16 protein-coding genes and 1 pseudogene are annotated in these 22,256 nt (G+C 36.0%); 8 read left to right on the forward strand and 9 right to left on the reverse strand.

All coding sequences use genetic code 11. The features are described from left to right. Positions 1–1,227: NACHT domain-containing protein (locus SAGCYANO_RS01870; protein WP_375339855.1), on the reverse strand; the 1,227-nt coding region annotated here is incomplete at its 3' end. A gap of 376 nt (positions 1,228–1,603) precedes the next feature. Further along, complete coding sequence (locus SAGCYANO_RS01875) at positions 1,604–2,659, reverse strand: glucokinase (RefSeq protein ID WP_202218533.1); 1,056 nt, start codon at positions 2,657–2,659, stop codon at positions 1,604–1,606. A gap of 639 nt (positions 2,660–3,298) precedes the next feature. On the opposite strand from SAGCYANO_RS01875, the gene SAGCYANO_RS01880 reads away from it, so the two are divergent. After that, complete coding sequence (locus SAGCYANO_RS01880) at positions 3,299–5,125, forward strand: serine/threonine-protein kinase (RefSeq protein ID WP_202218534.1); 1,827 nt, start codon at positions 3,299–3,301, stop codon at positions 5,123–5,125. A 220-nt stretch (positions 5,126–5,345) separates the two neighbouring features. On the opposite strand, the gene SAGCYANO_RS01885 is transcribed toward SAGCYANO_RS01880, so the two are convergent. After that, a complete protein-coding gene (locus SAGCYANO_RS01885) occupies positions 5,346–5,618 on the reverse strand; it encodes a WD40 repeat domain-containing protein (RefSeq protein WP_237395584.1) in 273 nt (90 codons plus the stop codon). Between the two features lie 79 nt (positions 5,619–5,697). On the opposite strand from SAGCYANO_RS01885, the gene SAGCYANO_RS01890 reads away from it, so the two are divergent. From SAGCYANO_RS01890 to SAGCYANO_RS01900, 3 genes are all read left to right on the forward strand, one after another. Then, the gene (locus SAGCYANO_RS01890; RefSeq protein ID WP_202218536.1) at positions 5,698–5,874 is read left to right on the forward strand and encodes a hypothetical protein; all 177 of its coding nucleotides are present in this window, start codon (positions 5,698–5,700) and stop codon (positions 5,872–5,874) included. Beyond that, positions 5,871–6,053: a helix-turn-helix domain-containing protein gene (locus tag SAGCYANO_RS01895; RefSeq protein ID WP_202218537.1), complete on the forward strand. Its 183-nt coding sequence runs from the start codon at positions 5,871–5,873 to the stop codon at positions 6,051–6,053. The genes SAGCYANO_RS01890 and SAGCYANO_RS01895 overlap by 4 nt, the downstream gene beginning before the upstream one ends. A 116-nt stretch (positions 6,054–6,169) precedes the next feature. After that, on the forward strand, positions 6,170–6,475 hold the full coding sequence (locus tag SAGCYANO_RS01900) for a transposase (RefSeq protein WP_202218538.1): 306 nt from the start codon (positions 6,170–6,172) through the stop codon (positions 6,473–6,475). Between the two features lie 405 nt (positions 6,476–6,880). Here SAGCYANO_RS01900 and mfd read toward each other — a convergent pair. Next, positions 6,881–10,314 (reverse strand): annotated as a pseudogene (mfd, locus tag SAGCYANO_RS01905) (transcription-repair coupling factor). Between the two features lie 1,006 nt (positions 10,315–11,320). Then, entirely contained in the window at positions 11,321–12,547 is a 1,227-nt protein-coding gene (locus tag SAGCYANO_RS01910; protein ID WP_202218539.1) for an RNA-guided endonuclease TnpB family protein, read from the reverse strand. 423 nt (positions 12,548–12,970) lie between these two features. Between SAGCYANO_RS01910 and SAGCYANO_RS01915 the strand changes: the two genes are divergently transcribed. Further along, a complete protein-coding gene (locus tag SAGCYANO_RS01915; RefSeq protein ID WP_237395594.1) occupies positions 12,971–14,152 on the forward strand; it encodes a hypothetical protein in 1,182 nt (393 codons plus the stop codon). Between the two features lie 763 nt (positions 14,153–14,915). Here SAGCYANO_RS01915 and SAGCYANO_RS01920 read toward each other — a convergent pair. Next, entirely contained in the window at positions 14,916–15,425 is a 510-nt protein-coding gene (locus SAGCYANO_RS01920; RefSeq protein WP_202218541.1) for a hypothetical protein, read from the reverse strand. Between SAGCYANO_RS01920 and SAGCYANO_RS01925 the strand changes: the two genes are divergently transcribed. Next, entirely contained in the window at positions 15,418–15,627 is a 210-nt protein-coding gene (locus SAGCYANO_RS01925) for a hypothetical protein (RefSeq protein WP_202218542.1), read from the forward strand. The genes SAGCYANO_RS01920 and SAGCYANO_RS01925 overlap by 8 nt on opposite strands. Before the next feature lie 660 nt (positions 15,628–16,287). Here the strand turns inward: SAGCYANO_RS01925 and SAGCYANO_RS01930 are convergent. Together SAGCYANO_RS01930 and SAGCYANO_RS01935 are read right to left on the reverse strand one after the other, a co-directional pair. Beyond that, positions 16,288–17,040: a hypothetical protein gene (locus tag SAGCYANO_RS01930; RefSeq protein ID WP_237395595.1), complete on the reverse strand. Its 753-nt coding sequence runs from the start codon at positions 17,038–17,040 to the stop codon at positions 16,288–16,290. Then, positions 17,016–18,134 (reverse strand): hypothetical protein, encoded by a 1,119-nt coding sequence (locus SAGCYANO_RS01935; protein WP_202218544.1) that lies wholly within the window; start codon positions 18,132–18,134, stop codon positions 17,016–17,018. Before SAGCYANO_RS01935 ends, SAGCYANO_RS01930 begins: the two co-directional genes overlap by 25 nt. Positions 18,135–18,892: 758 nt before the next feature. Between SAGCYANO_RS01935 and SAGCYANO_RS43835 the strand changes: the two genes are divergently transcribed. Both SAGCYANO_RS43835 and SAGCYANO_RS43840 read left to right on the forward strand, forming a co-directional pair. Next, complete coding sequence (locus SAGCYANO_RS43835; RefSeq protein ID WP_237395597.1) at positions 18,893–19,333, forward strand: hypothetical protein; 441 nt, start codon at positions 18,893–18,895, stop codon at positions 19,331–19,333. Positions 19,334–19,503: 170 nt separating this feature from the next. Then, a complete protein-coding gene (locus tag SAGCYANO_RS43840) occupies positions 19,504–19,848 on the forward strand; it encodes a hypothetical protein (protein WP_237395599.1) in 345 nt (114 codons plus the stop codon). Positions 19,849–20,377: 529 nt separating this feature from the next. Here the strand turns inward: SAGCYANO_RS43840 and SAGCYANO_RS01945 are convergent. Beyond that, on the reverse strand, positions 20,378–21,757 hold the full coding sequence (locus SAGCYANO_RS01945; RefSeq protein ID WP_307785798.1) for a hypothetical protein: 1,380 nt from the start codon (positions 21,755–21,757) through the stop codon (positions 20,378–20,380). Positions 21,758–22,256 lie beyond the last annotated feature (499 nt).

A 22,256-nucleotide genomic window follows, 5' to 3' on the forward strand; every position in this document is an offset into this window, starting at 1 on the left:
TCCCACCTGAATCAAATGATGCTCCAATAAATCCTCCAACCAACACATCGCACGGTCATCAGGAGCTTCTACTTTCCCCCGCAAAAACTCCGTCAACACCTCCTCAGCTTTTTGTCGAGAAATAGCAACCATAATCTCAGTTTTCGACTCCCCATTCGTCATCACCCACGCCAACTCCTGCAATAACCTATCCCACCAACGTCGAGAACTTTCATCAACGGGAACATCTTGCTTGAGGCGACTCCTATAACTCTCAGTAAAACTCCGAAACACCAATCCCAGATTGCTTGGTATTACTTTATTATAGCCAAACACCGAACACAACATCAACAAAAACATCGGAGTTTCTCCCAACTCCCGCAACCTCCCCTGCAACTGCTGCCATAATTTTTCTCCCTGCTCAGGCAAATAAGCACTGATAAACTCCCGCATTTGAGATTCAGTCAGAGGTTGCATTTCCCACCTTTTCTCTATCCCCAAATCTCCCCCCAGACTCAAATCTCGCGTCGTAAACACCATGGCAGTTTGGGGGTAGTCTTGCCGAAACGTTCTCACCTGTTGTCGTGCCGCTTCCGATGCCATTTCGTTAAACCCATCGAACAGGAGCAAAAATTCACCTTGACGGAGCCAAGTTTCTAGAGTTGCTGTATCTATATTTATGGTGGGGTGGTGTTTGTGGATAAATGCTTGAATTCTGGAAAGTATGGAAGATTGACTGTAGCGGAGTTCGATGAGGATGGGAATTTTTCGATCCCCCCCTGCCCCCCTTGGAAAGGTTTTATCCCCCCCAACCCCCCTTGGAAAGGGGGGAGTTTTTCCTGTTTCCCCTTCCTCCTCCGTCTCCATTGGAAAAAAAGTATTTTCTCCTGTTTCCCCCCTTCTAAAGGGGGGACTAAGGGGGGATCTTAATTTCTCCGCCTCTTCCAACAACAATCTAGCCAAAGCAGTAGATTTTCCTGACCCCGGCCGCCCCAGCAACAACACATGATTTGGAGCATATTTGCGCAAACCCTCCAAAACGGTCAACCGTTCAATTTTCTCTTCTTGTCTTTCCCTCTGTTTTTCTTCCGCAACAGTTTGTACCATCAAACCCAAATCCAACAGTGGGGAAATATGCTGCTGCTGCTGAAGAGACTTTTTTCCCCTCACATCCGTCAGAGTATAAACCTCCCACCATTTGGCATAGTCCCGACAAACCGATTCTAGATAGGGCTTCCAATTAATCATAAGTCAAAAGTCAAAAGTCAAAAGTCAAAAGTGAGAAATTTTAAATTAAAAGTTAGAATTTAGGAGATTCAGTAGTATTTTAAGTCAAAAGTCAACAGTTGCACCAGTTTCGCTAAGGCGATCGGTAGTAACGGTACGGAAAGAAAGGCAGGAGACAGGAGGGAAGAAAAGGCGCTTACGAGAAAAAGTTTTTGCATCACTAATTATCCGGACATAATATTAATCAGGGTTTTAATAATTCTCACAGCACCTCAAATGGTCTTAGTGCATAAGTTTTTGTACCAAAACTACCGAACGCCCAATTACTTCAATATTTAGTCTACTCCCCCACTCCCCCACTCCCCCACTCCCCCACTCCCCTACTTAGTATCATTGCCTATAAATTAGAAGCACGAATTGCTGCACCAATTAATCCCACTTGAGGGTTTAACACAATATGAACAGGTACTTTTTCTAACAATGCTCTCATTCGTCCCTTATGATGAAAAGCTTCCATGAAAGTACCTGACTTCATCAATGGCAGGATTTTAGCAGCGATACCACCTGCTATATATAAGCCACCATAAGGTAAAAGTTTCAATGCTAAATTACCTGCTTCTGCTCCATAACCTTCCACAAAAAGCTCTAAAACTTTCTCGCACAAGCGATCGCTCTTTTCCAACGCAGCTTTCCCAATAATTGCACCTGGATCTACTGTAATTTCATTTGAGCCAATTTCTGTTTCCCACTTTCTTAGTACTTCCGCTATTTCAGGAGATTCAGCAGCAGATTTGCGATCGCGTAAAAATTGATAAATTGCCACAATTCCCATGCCTGAAACTACTCTTTCTACAGACACTCGGTCTATATTATGCTTTGCTAATAAATATTTTAATAGATCAAATTCCAACTCAGAGCGTGGTGCAAAATCTGCATGACCCCCCTCTGTGGGATAAACTCTAACCGTTCCCGCAGCTCTAACCAAAAAACATTCTCCTAACCCAGTACCTGCACCAATTACAGCTATTGGGGCATCACCTTGGGGTTCGCCAGTTTGTAAAGTCTCTAAATCATTGTCAGTTAAACCCAAAATTCCATAACCCACTGCTTCAAAATCGTTGATCAGGCTAACTTGAGATACCCCTAATTCATTTTCTAGCAGTTTAGCATCCAGCATCCAAGGCAGATTCGTCAATTTAACAGTATTGTTGACAATAGGACCAGCGATCGCAAAACAAGCTTTTTCTGGTTGGAATTGCTGTCCCAATTGCTCATTTGCTTCTGCCAAAAATTTTTGTACTATAGGTACTAAATCTGGAAAATCGTGACTAGAGTAACGATTCTCATAAAGGCTCTGAAATTCCACGGTAGCCTTTGATTCTTCTCGTGTAGCCTCTACCAGTTGTAGTATTGTTTTAGTACCGCCAATGTCACCAGCTAGTAGCAATGTCATAGATTATATCCTCCTGAACAACTATTTAGTTTTTATTATCATATCCTGTTTGGTAACTTTGGTAGTGAGGATGACAAAGGTTTTTTATTATACTCATTGACTAATTTTTGGTATAATTAAGTAATGCTTTTTCAATTGTATAAAAATATTCTGGGAAAAAGCAACAAAGGTTCAACAATTATTAATTATTAATTATTAATTATTAATTATTAATTACCTCTCCTTGAAAATAAGAGGATTGACTTAAAGGAAACTTTTTTTCTCTCTTGGTCGATTGGATATGGCGAGGAGACCCGCTCTTATCAGAGCCACTCCGCTTTTTCGATCGGAATGCGCTCGCATTCATGTCGGCGACAGCCGTTAACGTAGTTATGCGCTAGCAAAACGCCATCCCATCCTAACGGACTGCTCCGCAAACGACCGCTTGTTTCTCCTTTAAAGGAGAGGGTTTAAACCTTAGTTATTCGGTAAGATTTCAAAACTGTTTATCCATTTGGGATTTGTTGATTTTTTTTTACTTATGCAAAAAGTCTATTTTTAAATCATACTTCTTCCTTCTTACTTCTTCCTTCTTACTTCTTCCTTCTTACTTCTTCCTTCTTACTTCTTCCTTAAACTAAATTATTACCAGTACAAAATATGAGTTATTGCTACAATCCTACTTGCCAAAAACCTCAAAACCCAGATAAAAATAGATTTTGCCAAAGTTGCGGTGCAAAACTCATCCTGAGAGAACATTACCGCCTCCTCAAACCAATCGGAATAGGTACATTTAGCAGAACATTCTTAGCAATCGATGAAGATATTCCTTCCAAACCAATATGTGTAATTAAACAATTTTTACCTGTAGGTATTCCCGGCAAAAATGCAGCACAAAATATTAGTGAAATAGAAAAAGCATCAGCCTATTTTAACCGAGAAGCATTACAACTAGACAAACTGGGAAAACATCCACAAATTCCTAGTTTATTAGCCTATTTTGTTGTATCATCTTATAGGTATTTAGTACAAGAATATATAGAAGGCAAAAATTTAGCTCAAGAATTAAAAGAACAGGGGACATTTAATGAACAAAAAATCAGAAAATTTCTGAGAGAAATACTGCCAGTTTTGCAGTTTATCCACAAAAATCAAGTAATTCATCGGGATATTAAACCAGAAAATATTATTCGTCGTGGTACTAATGAGAGTGAATATGACTGGGGAATAAATTTATATTTAGTAGGTTTCGGCGCTGCAAAAGCTATTTCTACTAATCCCGCAGTCAAAAGTGGTACGGTTATCGGTTCTCCAGAATATACTGCACCGGAACAGTTAATTGGTCAAGCAGTATTTGCTAGCGATATCTATAGTTTAGGTATTGTCTGCATTCAGTTAATGACTCTACTCGACCCCTTCGACCTGCGTCATGGTGAAGAATGGTTATGGCAGCAACATTTACCTAGACCTGTAAGCACATCTTTGAATAATATTATCGAACGGATGTTACAACCATCGCTGCAACAACGCTATAGTTCAGCAGAAGAAGTACTGAAAGATTTAATGCAGACAACAAAGAGTTCTTGGGAAGGGTCTGAAAGTATAGAAAGTCACGGCGATAAAGTCAGAACAGTAGCATTTAGTATTGACGGTCAGACTGTGGTGAGTGGGGGTGAGGATAATAGCATTAAAGTCTGGACTCTGAAGACTGGTAGCGAACCCCGTACTTTGGGAGGGTGGATGTTTAGTCATTCGGGATGGGTGCAGGAGATCGCTTTTAGTTCAGATGGTCAGACTTTGGTGAGTGGTAGTAATGACGGTACTGTAAAAGTTTGGAATTTGGGGACTGGTAAGTTAGTGCGAACTCTAGGTGGTTGGTTGGGTCAAGACTGGGGTCCCGTGCAGGCGATCGCTATTAGTCAAGATGGTCAGATATTGGCAAGCGGTCATGGTGACAAGACGGTGAAGGTTTGGTATCTCAATAGTGGGAAAATGCGAGGATATTTGAAAGGTCATACTGCATGGGTGGAGTCGGTTGCTATTAGTCCTGATGGCAAGGTCTTAGCGAGTGGGAGTGGGGATAAGACGATTAAGTTGTGGGATGTGGGGACAGGGAGGTTGTTGTTGACTTTGACTGGTCATAGTGATGTGGTGCGGGGTGTGGCGATCGCTCCTGATGGTCAGATATTGGCGAGTGGGAGTAGTGACAATACTATTAGGTTGTGGCAGTTAGCGACTGGAGATTTATTGGGAACATTGCAACATCCTGATGGAGTGAATGCTGTTGCTATTAGTCCCGATGGTTTGATTTTAGCAAGTGGATGTCGAGATGGGAATATGTATTTATGGAACCCTTATACGATGGAGGAGTTAGGAGTATTGAGTCAGGAAGCAGCAGTGAATGCAGTAACGTTTAGCGTAGATGGTCAGATGTTGGCAGCAGGTTGTGGTGATGGGAGTGTTGGTATTTGGCGGAGGTTGAGTTAGAGTAGAGGAGTAGGAGAGTGGGGGAGTAGGGGAGTGTGGGAGTGGGGGAGTTAGGGAATAGGAGAGTAGGGGAGTGGGGGAGTTAGGGAGTGGGGGAGTTAGGGAGTAGGAGAGTAGGGGAGTGGGGGAGTGAAGTAATTATAGAATTATCAAATATTTTCTTGCATCCTGTTTAAGTCGGAAATACTGATAACTGATAACTGATAACTGAAATTACCTACTACCGCGCCGACCAAATTTTAATAGTTTTGTCATCGCTACCACTAACAATAGTTTGTCCGTCGGAACTTATGGCAATAGAAGTTACGACCCATGTATGACCAGTGAGAGTATTTTTGAGACTACCCGTTGCTAAATCCCAAATTTTGATAGTTTTGTCCTCGCTACCACTAACAATAGTTGTATGACCCCCAGTTGTAATTGCTAACCCCTTAATTTCTTTGACAGGACCAAAATCGATTAATACAATTTTTCCATCAGATTTTCTCCGCATAATATTTTGCAGTTTTAATACCAAGCGTGAAAAAAGAATGTTACAAATGATTAGGAGCGATCGCATAAATTAAAAATCGATGTCTGGAATACTAAAAATTAATATTACAGAGTCAGAAGAAGTCCTAAAAAAGTTGTTTTTGGACCAAAAAACGGCTAAACACAGAGAAAGAGTACAAGTTTTATATTTGCTTGTTACTAATCAGGCTGAAACTGTTGGCCATTTAGCTGCTTTGACTGGTCACCCCGTGAGGTGACAATTTCTAGGTGGTTAAGTCAATATCGTCAAGGTGGACTAGAAAATTTATTAACAATTAGCACAAGTCCAGGTCGTCAATCATTAATTCCAGAAACAGTTAAAGATAAATTAAAAGGAGAATTAGAAGACCCAGAAGGTTTTGATAGTTATACTGAAATTCATGGCTTGGCTCCATAGTGTTTATGATATTCAAGCAAGTTATTCAATCCTCTTCCTTTTAGGGAGAGGTAATTATCAATTATCCATTATCAATTATCAATTATTGAATCACCTTAATAGTATTTGCAAATGAATTGTTTTTAGAATTATTTGCAGAGCAATTCAAAGATGAAATTCACATAATTCAGCTAGACAATGGTGGTTTACACAAAGCTTTAAACTTAAATCTTCCTGAGAATATTATTTTATTGTTTCAACCACCATATAGTCCACAAATTAATCCCATAGAAAGATTATGGCAATACATGAAAGAAGATTTTAAGTGGATTAATTTCGACAGTATAGAAGAGTTACAAAATGCTCTGACTAAGAGTTTAAATAAATTAACCCAAAAAGTAATATCTCAAATAACTGGCTGGGAATTTATTATCAATGCTTGATCAATGGCCAATATTTAGCACTGCGATCGCATTTAAGTATCCAATATTTTCAAAGTGATTGCACTAAAGTATTTGTAACATTCTTTTTTCACGCTTGGTATAAGCACTGTAAGCCTTTGCCAGTAATACCAAGGGTGATAAATGTTTGTTACAAATGGTAGGGACGTTGCATAAGGGCGTCCCTACGAAAGAAGGAAGAAGTGATAAATATTTAAAAAAATGGAAAAACGATATAAATAACTATCTAAAATGAACTAGACTAGCTATTTTTAAGCATATCCGATCGAGGTCTACCTTTTTGTAGCATTCTTTTTTTAAATTGGTATAATATCTTCAGTCTTCAAAATAAATCGTTTTTTGGAAGAACTTTGTACTCTCCAGTTATTAATTATTAATTAATAATTATTAATTATTAATTACTAAAACTCCTTCCATTTTACTCAACCAATCTATTAAACTTTCTAACTGTTTATCAGCACTTAAAACACCTAAACCACGAACTGTTACTTTACCCTTACTAAACACAAAACGAGACTTTAAATGACCTGGTAATTTCTCCTTTAATAAATTCCATGCAGGTTCCTCCATTGGTGTTTCTAAAACAACGTGTTGTTTGCCTTCTACTTTAATTCGAGAAAAGCCTATTTTTTTGGCAATTTGTTTTAATTCCATCATCCTTAATAACTGTAAACCAGCTTTTGGGATACTACCGTAGCGATCGCTCCAATCAATTTCTATTTGACTCAACTCTTCCCGACTATTAGCAGCAGCAACTAACCGATATGCACTCATTTTTTGATCTAAATCTAGAATATAGTCTGCGGGAATAAATGCAGTCAAACTCAAATCAATTTGCGTATCATCCACCTGCGGAATTTCTTGACCTTTAACCTCACTAATTGCCTCTTGCAGCATTTCTGTATACAGATCGAACCCAATAGTATTAACCTGACCAGACTGCTCTGCACCCAAAATATCCCCCGCTCCCCGAATCTCCAAATCTCGCATTGCTAACTGATATCCAGAACCCAACTGGGTAAACTCCTGAATTGCGCGCAACCGTTTTTGAGCATCATCTGTCAGCGCTATCCCACCGGAAGCAGTAGTCGGATAAAACAACCACGCATGAGCTTGCACCCCCGCACGACCAACCCTTCCCCGCAACTGATACAACTGAGACAAGCCAAACTTTTGAGCATCCTCTATTAATATCGTGTTAACGCGAGGAATATCCAAACCAGACTCAATAATTGTGGTACAAACCAAAATATCAGCTTCACCAGCACTAAACGTGAGCATTATTGACTCCAATTCGTTAGCATCCATTTGACCGTGACCAATATTTATTCTAGCTCCGGGAATCATTTCTCGTAACTTTCCCGCTAATTCCTCAATACCCTCAATGCGCGGCACAACATAAAATACCTGTCCTCCTCTATTCAACTCTTGGCGAATTGCAGTGCGAGCAGTTTCCAGATCGTAAGGTGCAAGATGAGTTTTTATCGGACGACGCAATGGGGGTGGAGTCGCAATTAAACTCATTTCGCGAATTCCTGAAAGCGCCATATATAAAGTCCGAGGAATTGGCGTTGCAGTCAATGTCAGCACATCTACCTGAGCTTTGAGCGCCTTAATTTTTTCCTTCTGGTTAACGCCAAACCGTTGTTCCTCATCCACCACCAACAACCCTAACTCCCGAAAGTTAATTGTTTTGCTTAAAATAGAATGGGTGCCAACAATAATATCCAACTCCCCAGTCGCCAACCTCCGCTGAATTTCTTTCTTTTCATTAGTAGTACGGAAGCGGTTGAGTAAACCTATTTCTATAGGATAAGGTGCAAAACGTTCCTTGAGAGTATGATAATGTTGTTGAGTTAAAACTGTAGTCGGGGCGAGAAATGCTACTTGTTTGTTAGCAGTGACTGCTTTGAAAATTGCTCGAATAGCAACTTCTGTTTTACCAAAACCCACATCACCACAAACAAGACGATCCATTGCTCGCTCACTTTCCATATCCCGTTTCACATCTTGAGTTGCTTTCAACTGGTCGGGAGTAGGTTGATAGGGGAACGAATCTTCCATTTCTTCTTGCCATGGGGAGTCAGCAGGAAAACTATAACCTGTTTGTTTGGCGCGTTGAGCATAAAGTTTCAGCAGGTCAACGGCTAATTTTTTGATTGACTTACGGACTTTATTTTTGGTGCTTTCCCAAGTTTTACCCGTCAGTTTATTGAGCTGCGGTTTTTTCTTATCCGTACTTCTCAACCGCGACAGGGAACTAAGTTGGTCGGCGGCAACTCTGAGTAAACCGTCCGCATATTGAATTACTAGATAGTCGCGGGTTTCATTATTCAGAGTCAGACTTTCTAATTTGACAAACTTGCCGATACCATGTTGACGGTGAACCACATAATCTCCGGGACGCAGTTTGTTGGGGTCTACTTGTTTGGAAGCTGCTTGACGACGTTTGCGAATATAGGTGGGAGTAGCGAGGGTGTGTTGTCCATAAAATTCTCGGTCGGTGATGACAACTAACCGGAATGTGGGCAAAATAAATCCTTCTAATTCTGCTAAACCACTATATTTGAGAGCAACAGGGGTATGTTGGGTTTGCAGTCTGTCAATGGCAGGGTAGTCGCGGGGGGTTGGGGATGAACTGAGCGGGACAGTCGTGTTCCTGGAGTAGGGATACGGAGCGCGATGGTTGAGCGGAAATGAGGAATACGGAAAATTTCCGTTCCCTTTCCTGGCGCAGGTTTTCTGCCAGTTTTGCGTATTGGTGCGGCATTACTGGTAAGGGACGACTGGCGAGGTTGAGGGTGTATTCCACTGAGCTGGTAATACTGCTATTGCTTTCTTTGACGAGTTCGGATAAATATAGTCTGGGAAATAATTCTACTTCTGCGAGGGAGTCGGCAAAAGTACGATGAATTTTTGGTAATGGTTGGGATGTTTGGTCAGCGTTGAGTTGTTGCCAGTTTTCTTCTACCAGTTCAAACCAGCGATCGCCATGAGCAGCACATTGGTCAGCTTCGTCTATGGCGACTAGGGTATTTTCTGGCAAATAATCTAAAAGGGAGACAAATTTTGAGTCGGTTATTGACTCTAAGTTTCCCCACCCCCACTGACTAAAGTTTGTGGGAGTCACTACTATTTTGGCAATTTTGTCAAGGGAGCGTTGAGTCGAGGGGTCAAATTCCCGAATTTTTTTCGAGTTCGTCACCAAACCATTCTAGGCGTACTGGTAATTCTGAGGCGACAGGAAATATATCTATAATATCCCCTCGGCGACTCCACTGACCCTCGGTTTCTACTAGGGGTACTCTTTCATATCCCATCTTGGCTAGTTTTTCATCGAAGGTTTTAGAATTGCTGCTAATACCTGGGTTGAGTTTTAGGCAGTATGGTTGAAATTGTTTAACTGTGGGTAGGTGGGGTTGGAGCGATCGCTCTGTTGCCACTACGGCCATTTTTGCTTTATTGCTTGCATTTTCTGGCGCATTCTCACTCAGCAAGTCTGCCAATACCTGCATTTGTCCCCAAATCATTTCTTCGGACTGGGAGGTTTCGTAGGGTGATGCTTCTGAGGTGGGATAAAAGTGTACTGTCGGCCATCCTATTGCTTCTAATTGTGCCGCCCACCGTCCCGCTTCTTCTAAGGTAGCAGTGACAATGAACAAATTTTGCTGTTGTTGTTGGGCCAGGGTAGATGCAACTAAGCCTTTGGGTAAACGGGGAGCGCCGTTTAGTTGTAGGCATTGGTGTTGTTGGAGTTTGTTTAGGAGTTCGGTTGTTAAGGGCGATCGCCCTAGTAGTTTAATAATAGAAGATAGTGTCATTTCAGTTATCAGTTATCAGTTATCAGTACCTCCGACTAAAGCCAAAGGCTTGAAATACTTAAGTTTACTTTTTCTTGGTCGATTGGATATGGCGAGGAAACCCGCTCTTGACAGAGTCGCTCCGAATGGCGTCATCCCACCCTTATGATACATATAGTGTTTTTGTCGGAAAATCCTTAAGTCCTGTTGGAATTGGAGCTGAAATAAATCTTCTTTCTTTGACAATAATTAGGCAAAACCACTGTATATAGTAGATAAAAACTATAGCACTATGGTACATATAGTGTTTTTATTGGAAAAATCTTTAAGTCCTGTTTGAATTGGAACCGAAATAAATCTTCTTTCTTTGACCAGAATTAGGCAAAAGCACTATATTTAGTAGATAAAAACTATAGCACTATGATACATATAGTGTTTTTGTCGGAAAATGCTTAAGTCCTGTTGGAATTGGAACCGAAATAAATCTTCTTTCTTTGACAATAATTAGGCAAAACCACTGTATATAGTAGATAAAAACTATAGCACTATGGTACATATAGTGTTTTTATTGGAAAAATCTTTAAGTCCTGTTTGAATTGGAACCGAAATAAATCTTCTTTCTTTGACCAGAATTAGGCAAAACCACTGTATATAGTAGATAAAAACTATAGCACTATGGTACATATAGTGTTTTTGTTGGAAAAATGCTTAAGTCCTGTTTGAATTGGAACCGAAATACATCCTCTTTCTTTGACCAGAATTAGGCAAAACCACTGTATATAGTAGATAAAAACTATAGCACTATGGCACATATAGTGTTTTTTTTGGAAAAATGCTCCCTACTCCCTTACTCCCTATCTTCCTACCTCCCCTCAGATGAGTTATATAGCAGTCTAAGGAAAGGTTAGGACAGATCGCTCATCTTAAAACTCAGACAACGCAATATTTTTCCTTCTTCCTTCTTCCTTCTTCCTTCTTTCAATTGGAAACTATAGTTCATAAAAATATAGTCAAATATGACATATCCTTATTTTGCAGGTGTTATTCTGACTGGGTGAACTACAACACCCTCTATCCCATGGTCAAAGACATTTGGGACTGCTTTTTTCATTATGTTTAGAGAACCGTTCACATCAGCATTAATCAATCCAATGCTTGTGGTACGATACAAACCTCTTTTTACTCTTTTTCCAGAAAAAGTGACATGATTATTCTCACCTTCCTTGTACACTGGAATCAAATCATTATCTATAAAACTCGCTTTTGACGTATAAGATTCTTCTGTAATAATTACATCTATCCCTACCATCTTGGCTTTATAAGATAAAATTTCTATTAACTTGTTGTAGGGAACACAGACAAAATTTTGATTATTTCTTTTCCCTAGATTTATCTTCTGTTTCCATTCTTCATTGTGCCCAATTATCAATGTTCCTATTTTCTGATTAATCAGGGTATTAATAATTAAACGAGATGATTTATGAAGATAATCATTGATTTTGAATTCTCTCTTATTACAAAGCTTTTTTAGTCTCTTACTTGATTGATTTTCCCGGAGTTGAGATTGTAGTAAGCTTTTAACTTTATTATAGTATTGATTGATAGATTTTAACGGTCTGCCATTTATCAAGAGTGGTTTGATTCCGGCTTGATTAAAAGTTAATGTAGCTAGATTGTTTAATCCTATATCAATACTGGCACAACGATTTTTCTCTAGCTCGTATTGTTTTTCGCATTTCTCATAAATCACCTCAATTACATAATGGTTAAGTCTAGGCACGAGACGAACTTGCTTAATTTGTGAAGTAGGTACTAATGTTTTTAGATAAATTCCGGTTTTACTGGGATTAATAATTCCTTGTTTAAGTTGCCTCTTGCTGATAGCTTGTGTCGTATAAACTACAATATTTCTTCCTGTTATTTTATTCTTATATCCAGGAATACGAGGACGAGCATTAAACTTTGATGGGTTCTGTTGATAAACTTCGCTTGCTGCTAAAAAACTCTTCCAGTTTCTATCTAGTATCATCAATATTTGTTGAGATACTTTAGCTGGCATTGCTTGATAATCTGGTTGAGTAGAGAGTGTTTTTTGCAGGTCGTAATAGTGACGATAATTATTTTCAAAGATGAAAGATTGACGAACTAAATAATTAGCATAGTTATAGAGATTTTTAGACAAGAAACACAGTCGGTCTATTTCAGGATAAAACCGATGATTTTTTTGAATAATATGTCTCTCAACTAATCTCATAAATCAAGGGGTTAAAATTATATTAGGATTCGAGGACGCGCGGAATTTTGATGATTATTTAGTCTGGAACTAAGCGTGCCAATTTCATTATACTATTAAACAGATGGCCTTTGAGTTATTAAATTTTGTCAAATATTTAGTAACTCTTTTGCACAAATCAACGAAGATATTTGACATTATTTGACTATATATGACTATATTTACGTATAACTTTTATTATACCAGAGCAAAGTACTATATTTTTAATTCCCTATATTTTGATTTTGGGTTTAATACCCCACCGTCAACGGTCGTGTTCAAAATTACTTGGGGAAGGCTAGACGCAGAGCGGCTATTCGTTGACTATCCATAAGTAATTTCCCTCCTGTCTCCTGTCTTCTGTCTCCTGTCTCCTTCTTCAATATGTTATCAAAATACCTGAAATTGATTAACTGGAAAAATTTTAATACATTTTTATTATTAACATTTACCTGGATAGTTATACCTCTGTTTTTGGTAGAAGTTGTGATGATTGTTTTGGAGCCTTATCTATTTAAAGGTCTCTATCAGTACGATTCAGATTTAGGATTTAGAGTACGACCTTATATTAATGGAAATAATCAATTTGGTTTTAATGATAGAGATTATCCTTTGCAAAAAGACCAGAATAAATTTCGCTTGTTAGTAGTTAGTGATTCGTTTAATTGGGCTGGTGGAAAGGAGGGAAATTATACGGCTTTGTTGGAGAAAAAATTTGAGAATTATTATGGCAAAAATCAGGTTGATGTGATTAATGTAGGCTATCCAGGAACTCATACTGGGGAGCAGTTAGCTATGTTGAAAAAGTACGGGTTACAATATAATCCCGATTTGGTAGTATTGGGTTTTTTTGTTGGTAATGATTTTCGAGATGCTGACCCAGAAAGAAAACGAATTATTGTCAATGGCATATATATAGATATAGATAAGGAAGATGAATTAATTATTTTTGGTTATCCGATTATTGGTAGGTCTAGATTGTTGATGTTTTTACAGCAGAAATATCAAGTTTACCAGGAATTACAAAGGGCTAAACAGGATTCTGCCCAGTTATCTAGTAGTTCTCTAGTCGCTAGTTTAAATTTAGCATCAGCTCCAATTATTGAACGGGAAAAGTCACCGGGAATTTTATCTGAAAAAGCTTTTCTGCGGGTAGAAAAAAGTAGGCTCAAGTTTTGTAAGATTAGAGATTTACTTGAGGGTAAGCGAGACGATAATGTTAACTATATTTTTCAGAGTATTTCAGAAATGCAAGCATTATTAGAGTCTCGAAATATTCAGTTTGTGGTGGCAATTTATCCCGATGAATATCAAGTTAATGATGAATTATTGAATGATATTTTTGCCGAATATGATGATTTGAAGCCAGAGTCTTATAATACGACTTGTCAGCAAGAGATTTTAATCAAGTATTTAGAGGCTAATGGTATTCCTTATATAGATATGTTAGATAGATTTAGAAGAGAGCAAAAAAATCGTCCTTTATACTTACTGAGGGAACCTCATTGGAATAGTTCTGGAAATTTATTAGCTGCGGATATTTTATTCGATTATTTAGTTAAAGATATAGATGAGTTTTTTGAATAAGCAAGATTGCTATAGTAGAAGGAAGAAGGAAGAAGATTGCCTTGTCTAAGAGGATATCTGAAAAGTTTTTTGATACTGAATTTTGCCCCCCTAGCCCCCCAAGTTTGGGGGGAACAAGAGTTAATTTGCTTGCTCTAGTCCCCCTTTATTAATCCCCCTCCCGTCCCCCGCAGGATCGGGGGAAGCCAGAGGATGCTGCGCTTTTTTTTGAACGGAGGATGCGCGGGGGCTTGGATGTAGCAAATGGGACTTCTCAGACAACCTCTAAGTTATAAACTTTAAACAGAACTGATATAGCGGTCCAAGGAAAGTTTAACATAGATCAAAAGCTGATACAATTTCTCCATAAATTTGCACTGAATATAAAGATGAGAATAGTCAGTGTAATAAGGTTTGAACAACAATTATTCAGCACATTGTTACAGAATAAAAATGATATTAAAGCATTAAAACTTAAAAAACGTAAGATTTTCCTTCTTCTTAATTTATTCCTTCTTCCTTCTGCTATACCCGTTTAATTTTTCTCTTTTGACGGTTCATTTTTGATTAACTTTAAGAGTTATTCCCGTGATAAATTCAGTAATTGAATTAGTATTTGAGCATATTCATCAGCAGACAAGTTTAATAAAGTTTCCACAACTTCTAATACCAATTTTAAAAAAGAATGCTATGAAAAGTGCCACTCTATCAGATATGCTTAAAAATAGTGACTATCGTGGATTTTAGATAGTTATTTATATCGTTTTTACATTTTTTTCAATATTTACTTCTTCTTCCTTCTTCCTTCTTCCTTCTTTCTTACTTCTACTATTTGTAACAAACACTTATCAAATTGGTATAATAACTCTTGGTCGAGTTCGTCAAATCGATTTTTTAGCAAGCTTTCCAGTATAATCTTTCGTTCTTCTTGTTGTCCTTCTTGTCGTCCTTCTTGCCTTACATCTTCACGCCATTTTAGATAAGCTGGTGATAAATTCATAATTAATTCTCTCTCCTCATTAGTTAAATCTTGTTTAATTTCTAAATTAGTTCTCCAAATTGAAACCTGTTCTAGTGCCAGATTTTTAAAAGGGTTTTCTGGCGATAAATCAACCAATTCTAATATGGCTAATTCTTGAGTTTTTCCCTTGCCTAAAATTCTTAACCACAATGTTTCTGGAATTACTGGTAATTGGTTAATAGCAATTAGATTTATTTTCCATCCTGCTGGAGAAACATAAACTCCTGTAACCCAGTTTTCTTGGTCTAACTGAAAACCAAAACTATTGATCAATTTCTCAGAAGCAGAAGTAGCTAAAATCCTTGAAGAAGGAAGAAGGAAGAAGGAAGAAGAAAGAAGAAAGGAAGAAGAAAGAAAGAAGGAAAAAAAATGGATTGGGACTCAAAACCCAACCAATTGTAAACACCGTGTAGACGGCGCTTTTTTCAACCCAAAAGATAAATTAGGCAAATATAATTCTGGAATATATTCTTGATTCCGTTTTGCTTATCGCTGCAATTCACTCTGAAAATAAAATAACTTCAGCAAACAACTACTAACTTCATTCAAGGTTGTTTGATTCTGAAATGGTTCAATTAAAGAATCACTCAATAATATTTTATCCAATACTCCTAAATTTAGGCCAGAATTAGGAGGGTTTGATACCGGAGAAAAATAAATATCTACCTGTCTAACTTCCCCTGTTACTTCTCGACTAATTTCGACTTTACCAAAAGGTCATTTCAGTTACCAGTTATCAGTTATCAGTTATCAGTTATCAGCACCTCCTGTAACGGGAGGCTACGAAAATACGGAATTCTCTTTTTTTTATCTCCTTAAAAGGGGAAGCTATTGACCTGATTTTTTGGTCATTTAATGTTAGGTTTTTATTTGCTAGTTATATTCAGATATGAGAAATAGTTTTATAGCAATTATGAAAAAGAAGACTAAGTACCTAAGCAAAATTAATCGTGTATTTATACTCTATTTTATGAACGTTAAATATCCTACTCTATCTAAGCTGCAACTATTTTTTATGAAAATTAAAATGCACTGGTTATTTTGTGTATCTTCTTCCCTAAAAAAATTTAATTTTTGGCTAAAAATTAGCTTTTACCATCCTCTGTACAACTTATTTATATCTCTAAATTTTTTCCTATTCCCTCTTCCCTCTTCCCTCTTCCCTCTTCCTTCTTCCTTCTTCCCTATTTATTGAAACAACACTAAGATTTTGACCATTCTTATTAACAATATGAATACCAGGAATTAGATAAAATTTAGCAGTATCTGTATCTAATGCCCAAGCTTTAACATTAATATTTCCTTGGGGAAATTTATGAGTAGATAATACCTTTTGCCATCCTGACTTAAAGTATTTTTGACCCTTAAATCCTTGCACCAGATAAGGTCTTGATATTGTCATATCTGCCACAGCAGAAACAATAGATTCACCTTGAGAATTATCATAACTCAAAACAATGGCATCTACAGGTAAACCCGTATCACTAAATATTGCCCAACCAGTTGCTAGTAAATTATTACCACCAATGAATTCTAGCTTTTCAAAAAGACCTTCTACTTCTCTCTCATTATTAGTATTTACAAGGTCTTGAATGCGATTAGTTTGAATTAAACCAGGGTGTAAAAAACCCATTTCGCTTAAGTAACGCGCCCGCTGTCTGTAAGATTCAAAATAGTAAGAATCAATCAAATTTTGACAGTTATCGTGAGTAAAATTAATGAGTAATAAACATCCTTTATATTTCAAATAATTTTGTCGCCATAATTGCATCTTTTCTATACCATAAGTAAAATTATGTATTTGCAGAACAGTTATTATCCCGAGAAACCAGCAAATTATTTTTGATAATAAGCTTCTATTAATTAACAAGTATTCTTTTTTATCCAATCTTCTCCCACAATTATCATTAAATGAATTATGGAGATAATTAGATAAGTGGAAAAGGTTGTATATCTTGAGGAAAGTGCTTGTTCTATACCAAATGAAACTCTACCAAAGGATGTAACTAAGGCACTAATAATTGTATATGAACCAAGCATAATCCAACCAATGGTTTGAGACAGAATTTGATAGTCTTTAATCTGCCATAGTACATAAGAACATAAACAAATAAATAGAGTAATAGTTATTGAGCCAAGAATAATTGAATTATTGAGGGGTTGTATACTGCTACCTATACCAAGAGCAGTACCTATAAATGCTAGAAAATATTGAAATATTTGATATGGATATTTAATAGATTCTACTGGATTAGGGTGAGATAATGGCTTTTGATAATCGTAAAAATATAAAGCTATATTTGCTATAAATCCAATTATCCATAGGAGATATAAATTGATATTTTTTAGTATATCTGACCAAGATTTTAGTTTGGCTAAAGCTAAAACTGGCAAGACAATTACCCAGGCTAATAAACCATTAGCATAAGAAAAAGTGCTGATGGTTGCCAATAACATACAAATTAAAAATTTCGCTGTATTATTCAGTCGAGAATAAGCAATTAATATAGAGGTAGTAATACAGGCGATGGGAATAAAAACAACTATTTGAATACCCCATAACCAATTTTCATATTGCACGGCAGAAAATATAAAAATATTAGATACGAATGCTATAGTCAGACTTTTGATAAAGGAGGTATTAATTGTTAATCGATTTAAAAGATAAATATTTACAGCAACTATACAGGCAAGTAAAAATATGACTAACATTTCATATCTAATATTCCATTTTGTCAGAAATGCTAGGGCAATAAAAATTAGTCTGGGGAAAAATTTTCTGCTTTCATTATGCTGTGCCATTAAATCGCTGAAAGACAAAGTTCTGGTATTAACTTTTTCAAAAATAGCAGAAATTTGCCATTGGTCTTGAATCGGTACATTAAGGCTATACTTAAGAATAAGAATTCCCAGAACTATAGCTGGAATTATCGCTAAACATAAATTGATTCCTAAAACTAATTTAGAATGAGTACGTTGCATATTTATAAAAAAAGGGAACAGGGAACAGGGAACAGGGAATGGGGAATAGGGAAAAATTACACTCAAATTTAATTTTCCAGATTGCCAAATCTAAACCTCCCTTATAGCGCTTCTCTATCTAGACAAAATTAATTTAGAGGTATTTTTAAACTGGTGTTATATTAACATCTTAGCAATCGCTAATCTAGATTAACTGTACTTAATCCAGTCAAAACATTGCATATTTATAAAAAAAGGGAATAGGGGAATAGGGAATGGGAAATGGGGAAAAATTACACTCAAATTTAATTTTATAGACTGCCAAATCTAAACTTCCTATATCGCGCTTCTCTATCTAGAAAAAGTTAATTTATAGATGTTTTTTTACTTGTTTTTACCCTGTATAAAAAAGAATGTGTTTGAATAATAAGTACGATTAAAAGACTTTTCGGAGATATTCCTTTGATAAAAAAATAGAATTACCTACCTAAAAATTGGTATTAAAGTCATTCATTCTGACTCCTGAGTTCTGACTCCTGAATCCTAATAAAGAGCCTAGTCATTTGTAACAAACATTGATAAAATTGGTGTTATATTAACATCAAGTGCGACCGCTAATCTAGATTAACTGTACTTAATCTACTCAAAACTTTCATACTTGAAAATTTAATAATGAAAAGATTTTTTCTATCCTCCGTCAAACAGCAATTATATCTTTAATAACTTTTGGCTTAACAGAAGTCACATTCAGAATTTATCACAAAATTAATCCATCTTTTATGTTTTATGACCCCTCATCTTATAATCGTTGGCGTGGGAAACCATTATCTACAGATTATGACTTCCAATTAAATTCTCGGGGATTTAAAGATGTAGAATTTAATAAACAAAAAGCAGAAGGTACATATAGAATTCTGGGTATAGGTGATTCTTTTGCTTATGGAGGTATTCCCTACAAACATAATTTTCTAACTCTATTGGAGTCAAAACTTAATCAAGATAGTCAGCAACCAATAGAATTAATAAATATGGGAATAATTGCTATTGGGCCAAAAGATTATTTATCCCTATTAGTGAATGAAGGATTAGAATTAAATCCTGATATGGTGTTGTTATCTTTTTACGTCGGAAATGACTTTTCTGATAACTATAAATCACAACAAGACCGGAGATTACTTAAAGTTCAAGATTCTTATGTTTTCTCATTTTTTATTTTCTGATTAAGGTAAATAGTAAGTTTGAAGGTAATCTTTATCATCATAATATTGAGTATCGAGAAGATTTACCTACTGTACCGGATGACTTTCATCTGGAAGAGGCAAAAAAGAGGAGTTATATTTTTCTCAAAAATCCTGAAGAAACTGAATTTAAAGAACATTTTAATGATGCTTTGGGCGACTTATTAAAAATCCAAGAAATCTGCGATCGCAGAAATATTACTTTAGTGGTAGTCTTAATGCCTGATGAAGTACAAGTTATCGAAGAATTAAGAGATAAAGTAGTTGCTAGTTACAATTTTACTCCTGATAAATTTGATTTTCGACAGCCTAACAAATTATTATCTCAAGCACTTGTCAAAAATAATATATATTATCTTGACATTGTTGAAGAATTTGTGGCTGCAGGTACTCAAACTCCTCTTTATAAACCTAACGATATTCATTGGAATATTGCTGGTAATAGATTAGCTGCTGAAGTAATAGATAAGTATCTTTCTGGAGAATTTTTTCAGTAGATATGGCAATTCGCTCATTGGTTGTGAAAATTTCTATAATAGACATCTGTTCAACAATTAATAATTAATTAGGGTTTGCTGATTAAATATCAAAGCATTGACTGATATTGGTTTTAGTATTTTTTGGTCTAAAAAAGTGCCAGCTTTTCAGCTCAAAAAGCTCAAAAAGTTAGTATTTTAGGATGATTATGACAGAAAAATCAAGGGATAATTTTTCCGACTACCTCTTCTATAATTCCCATTTCTCCTGTCTTCCCCTCCTGGGAGGAGGGGCGAGGGGTGGGTTGTCTCCTGTCTCCTACCCCTACTAAAAGACTTTTTCAGCAGACCCTAATTATTAATTATTAATCCCACATTCCACACTTCAATTTGTAACATGAAAATTAGTATAAAATCTGTAGCTTGCTTAGGTATTTATACTATATAAATGATCTTAATTTACCTTTATCAGGAGTCAAATTCTCAGTTAAATATTAAGCATAAATACTTACTGAATCCTTGACTCCTATTGACCACTATAATTTACTTCTTACTTCTTACTTCTTACTTTTGACTTTTGACTTTTGACTTTTGACTTTTGATTTGGAGCAAGTATATTAAAGATTGAATTAGCTATATATTCAGACAAAATATTTTCTCCAGTTTTCGTATAATGGCAGCAACTATCAATATAAACTATCTCTTTTTCATTATCTAAAATATTCACACCATTAAAAATATTCACGCCATTATTTTTTAAATCATCTATCTTGTTCAAAAGCACTGGATACCCCAATTCTGTTGCTTCTTTAAAAGGAGTATCAGAATCAAAAGCAATTTTCTTTTCTGCTTCACTGTAAATTCTATTGGTCGGATAATATTGATTTGGCTGTAGAATATGAAAATATAAAATATTATTATTAGCAGCAATTTGCTTCATCATTATAGACGCTTTTTTCCAGTGTTCTGCCATAATCTTATATAATTCTGATTTTTCTAGTTGAGGAGATTGTGCATAAAAATAAACAATACTAGCTTCAGTTTCTCCCGCAGCTTGTTTAGCTGCTTTTTTCCTTTCTTTATCAAATATTTTTACATTTTTGCGATAGGTACTTGCTAGATTTTGTACATAGATTGATGTCAAGGCATAACAGTAAGCTACTTGACACTTATCTAAAGTTTCTAAAGCATCTTTCAATTTACCTTTACTGTCGTTAATTTTTAACATTGCTCTAATAGATTTTGTCGAGAGACTATTATTCGCTATATTAGTTAACGGCACAACGTGATTGGTACTTGGCATCATAATATCAATATTATTTTTATTGTTTGCTTTTGCCAAAGTTACCTCATTAAAACCATCTATATTGATAATCATATCAAATTGCTGACCAATGGAAAGAAAGTAGTTTAATAATATTAATTGCTGTGGTTGTTTATAGCCTCCCGTGGCAAAGGATAAGATAATAAATTCCCGGTCTTTAAATTCTGGAATTTGTCTTAATTTCTTTTCTAAGATTTGATTCTGAATTTCATATATTGAATAGTTTGAGGCAACGGAACCACCGAAAATTCCAATTATATATTGATTATCATGCTTCTTTTGATAAGGATAATCATAAGGAGAAATAAAACCAGCAGTATTATATTTAAAACCTTTTCTAAAATCTGGTCCGGGTTTTTGTACATACCCAAAGTAAGGATGAATTCTTTCTATTACAGAATCTTCTAATCTAATTCCTGCTAAGTTGATTCCCATCGGATTTGTATTGGTATTAATATTTTCATTTTCTTCTTGATTTTCTAGTTCTTCTCCTTGATTATTTTCTGCTACTTTTTCTCTGGTGTAGAAAAATTGCTTATATTTGAAAAAATACCAACCCAGAGAACCCAACTCTAAAAATACAAATAAGAAAATTATATTTATCAAAATTATTTTCCATAGTTCTGAGGTTTTATTCAAAATACTCAAGTTTTTCATGGCAATTTTATAGCAAGTAATTTAGAGATTTTTTCAATTTTGCTTCAGCAGAAGTATCTAGTATTCCTGACTGATGTTCTATTTATCCTAAGAGTTATCCGATGAAGGATTTTTCTGATTATATAATAGTCTTTAACCTGGTTATTTAAAAGATATCTGGGAATTAAATAATACTAATTTCATCAAATATTACTACAGTCATGGCATAGGGAACAGGGAATAAGGAAATAAATGCATATAAAAAGGTTGTTTTTTGACAATTTATAGGACAAGTATTGGGTTATATAATTTACAGCAGATTCGGTGGTATATGAAGTACAGAGATTAACAATTAGGGCGTGATAGATCAAATATAAAAGCACTGACAGATAAATATTTTAGCCTTTAAAGAATGGAAAAAAGTGCCTAGTATCATGTTGAAAACGCTCAAAAAGTTACCATTTATAAG

This window comes from Okeania sp. KiyG1, from assembly GCF_014132355.1.
Classification (GTDB): Bacteria; Cyanobacteriota; Cyanobacteriia; order Cyanobacteriales; family Microcoleaceae; genus Okeania.

Excerpts from the sequence above, each read along its gene's own strand:
- SAGCYANO_RS01880 (WP_202218534.1), top strand. The coding sequence starts at position 3,299 with ATGAGTTATTGCTACAATCCTACTTGCCAAAAACCTCAAAACCCAGAT.
- SAGCYANO_RS01875 (WP_202218533.1), bottom strand. The coding sequence starts at position 2,659 with ATGACATTGCTACTAGCTGGTGACATTGGCGGTACTAAAACAATACTA.
- SAGCYANO_RS01890 (WP_202218536.1), top strand. The coding sequence starts at position 5,698 with ATGTCTGGAATACTAAAAATTAATATTACAGAGTCAGAAGAAGTCCTA.
- SAGCYANO_RS01910 (WP_202218539.1), bottom strand. The coding sequence starts at position 12,547 with ATGAGATTAGTTGAGAGACATATTATTCAAAAAAATCATCGGTTTTAT.
- SAGCYANO_RS01935 (WP_202218544.1), bottom strand. The coding sequence starts at position 18,134 with ATGCAACGTACTCATTCTAAATTAGTTTTAGGAATCAATTTATGTTTA.
- SAGCYANO_RS01885 (WP_237395584.1), bottom strand. The coding sequence starts at position 5,618 with ATGCGGAGAAAATCTGATGGAAAAATTGTATTAATCGATTTTGGTCCT.
- SAGCYANO_RS43835 (WP_237395597.1), top strand. The coding sequence starts at position 18,893 with ATGTTTTATGACCCCTCATCTTATAATCGTTGGCGTGGGAAACCATTA.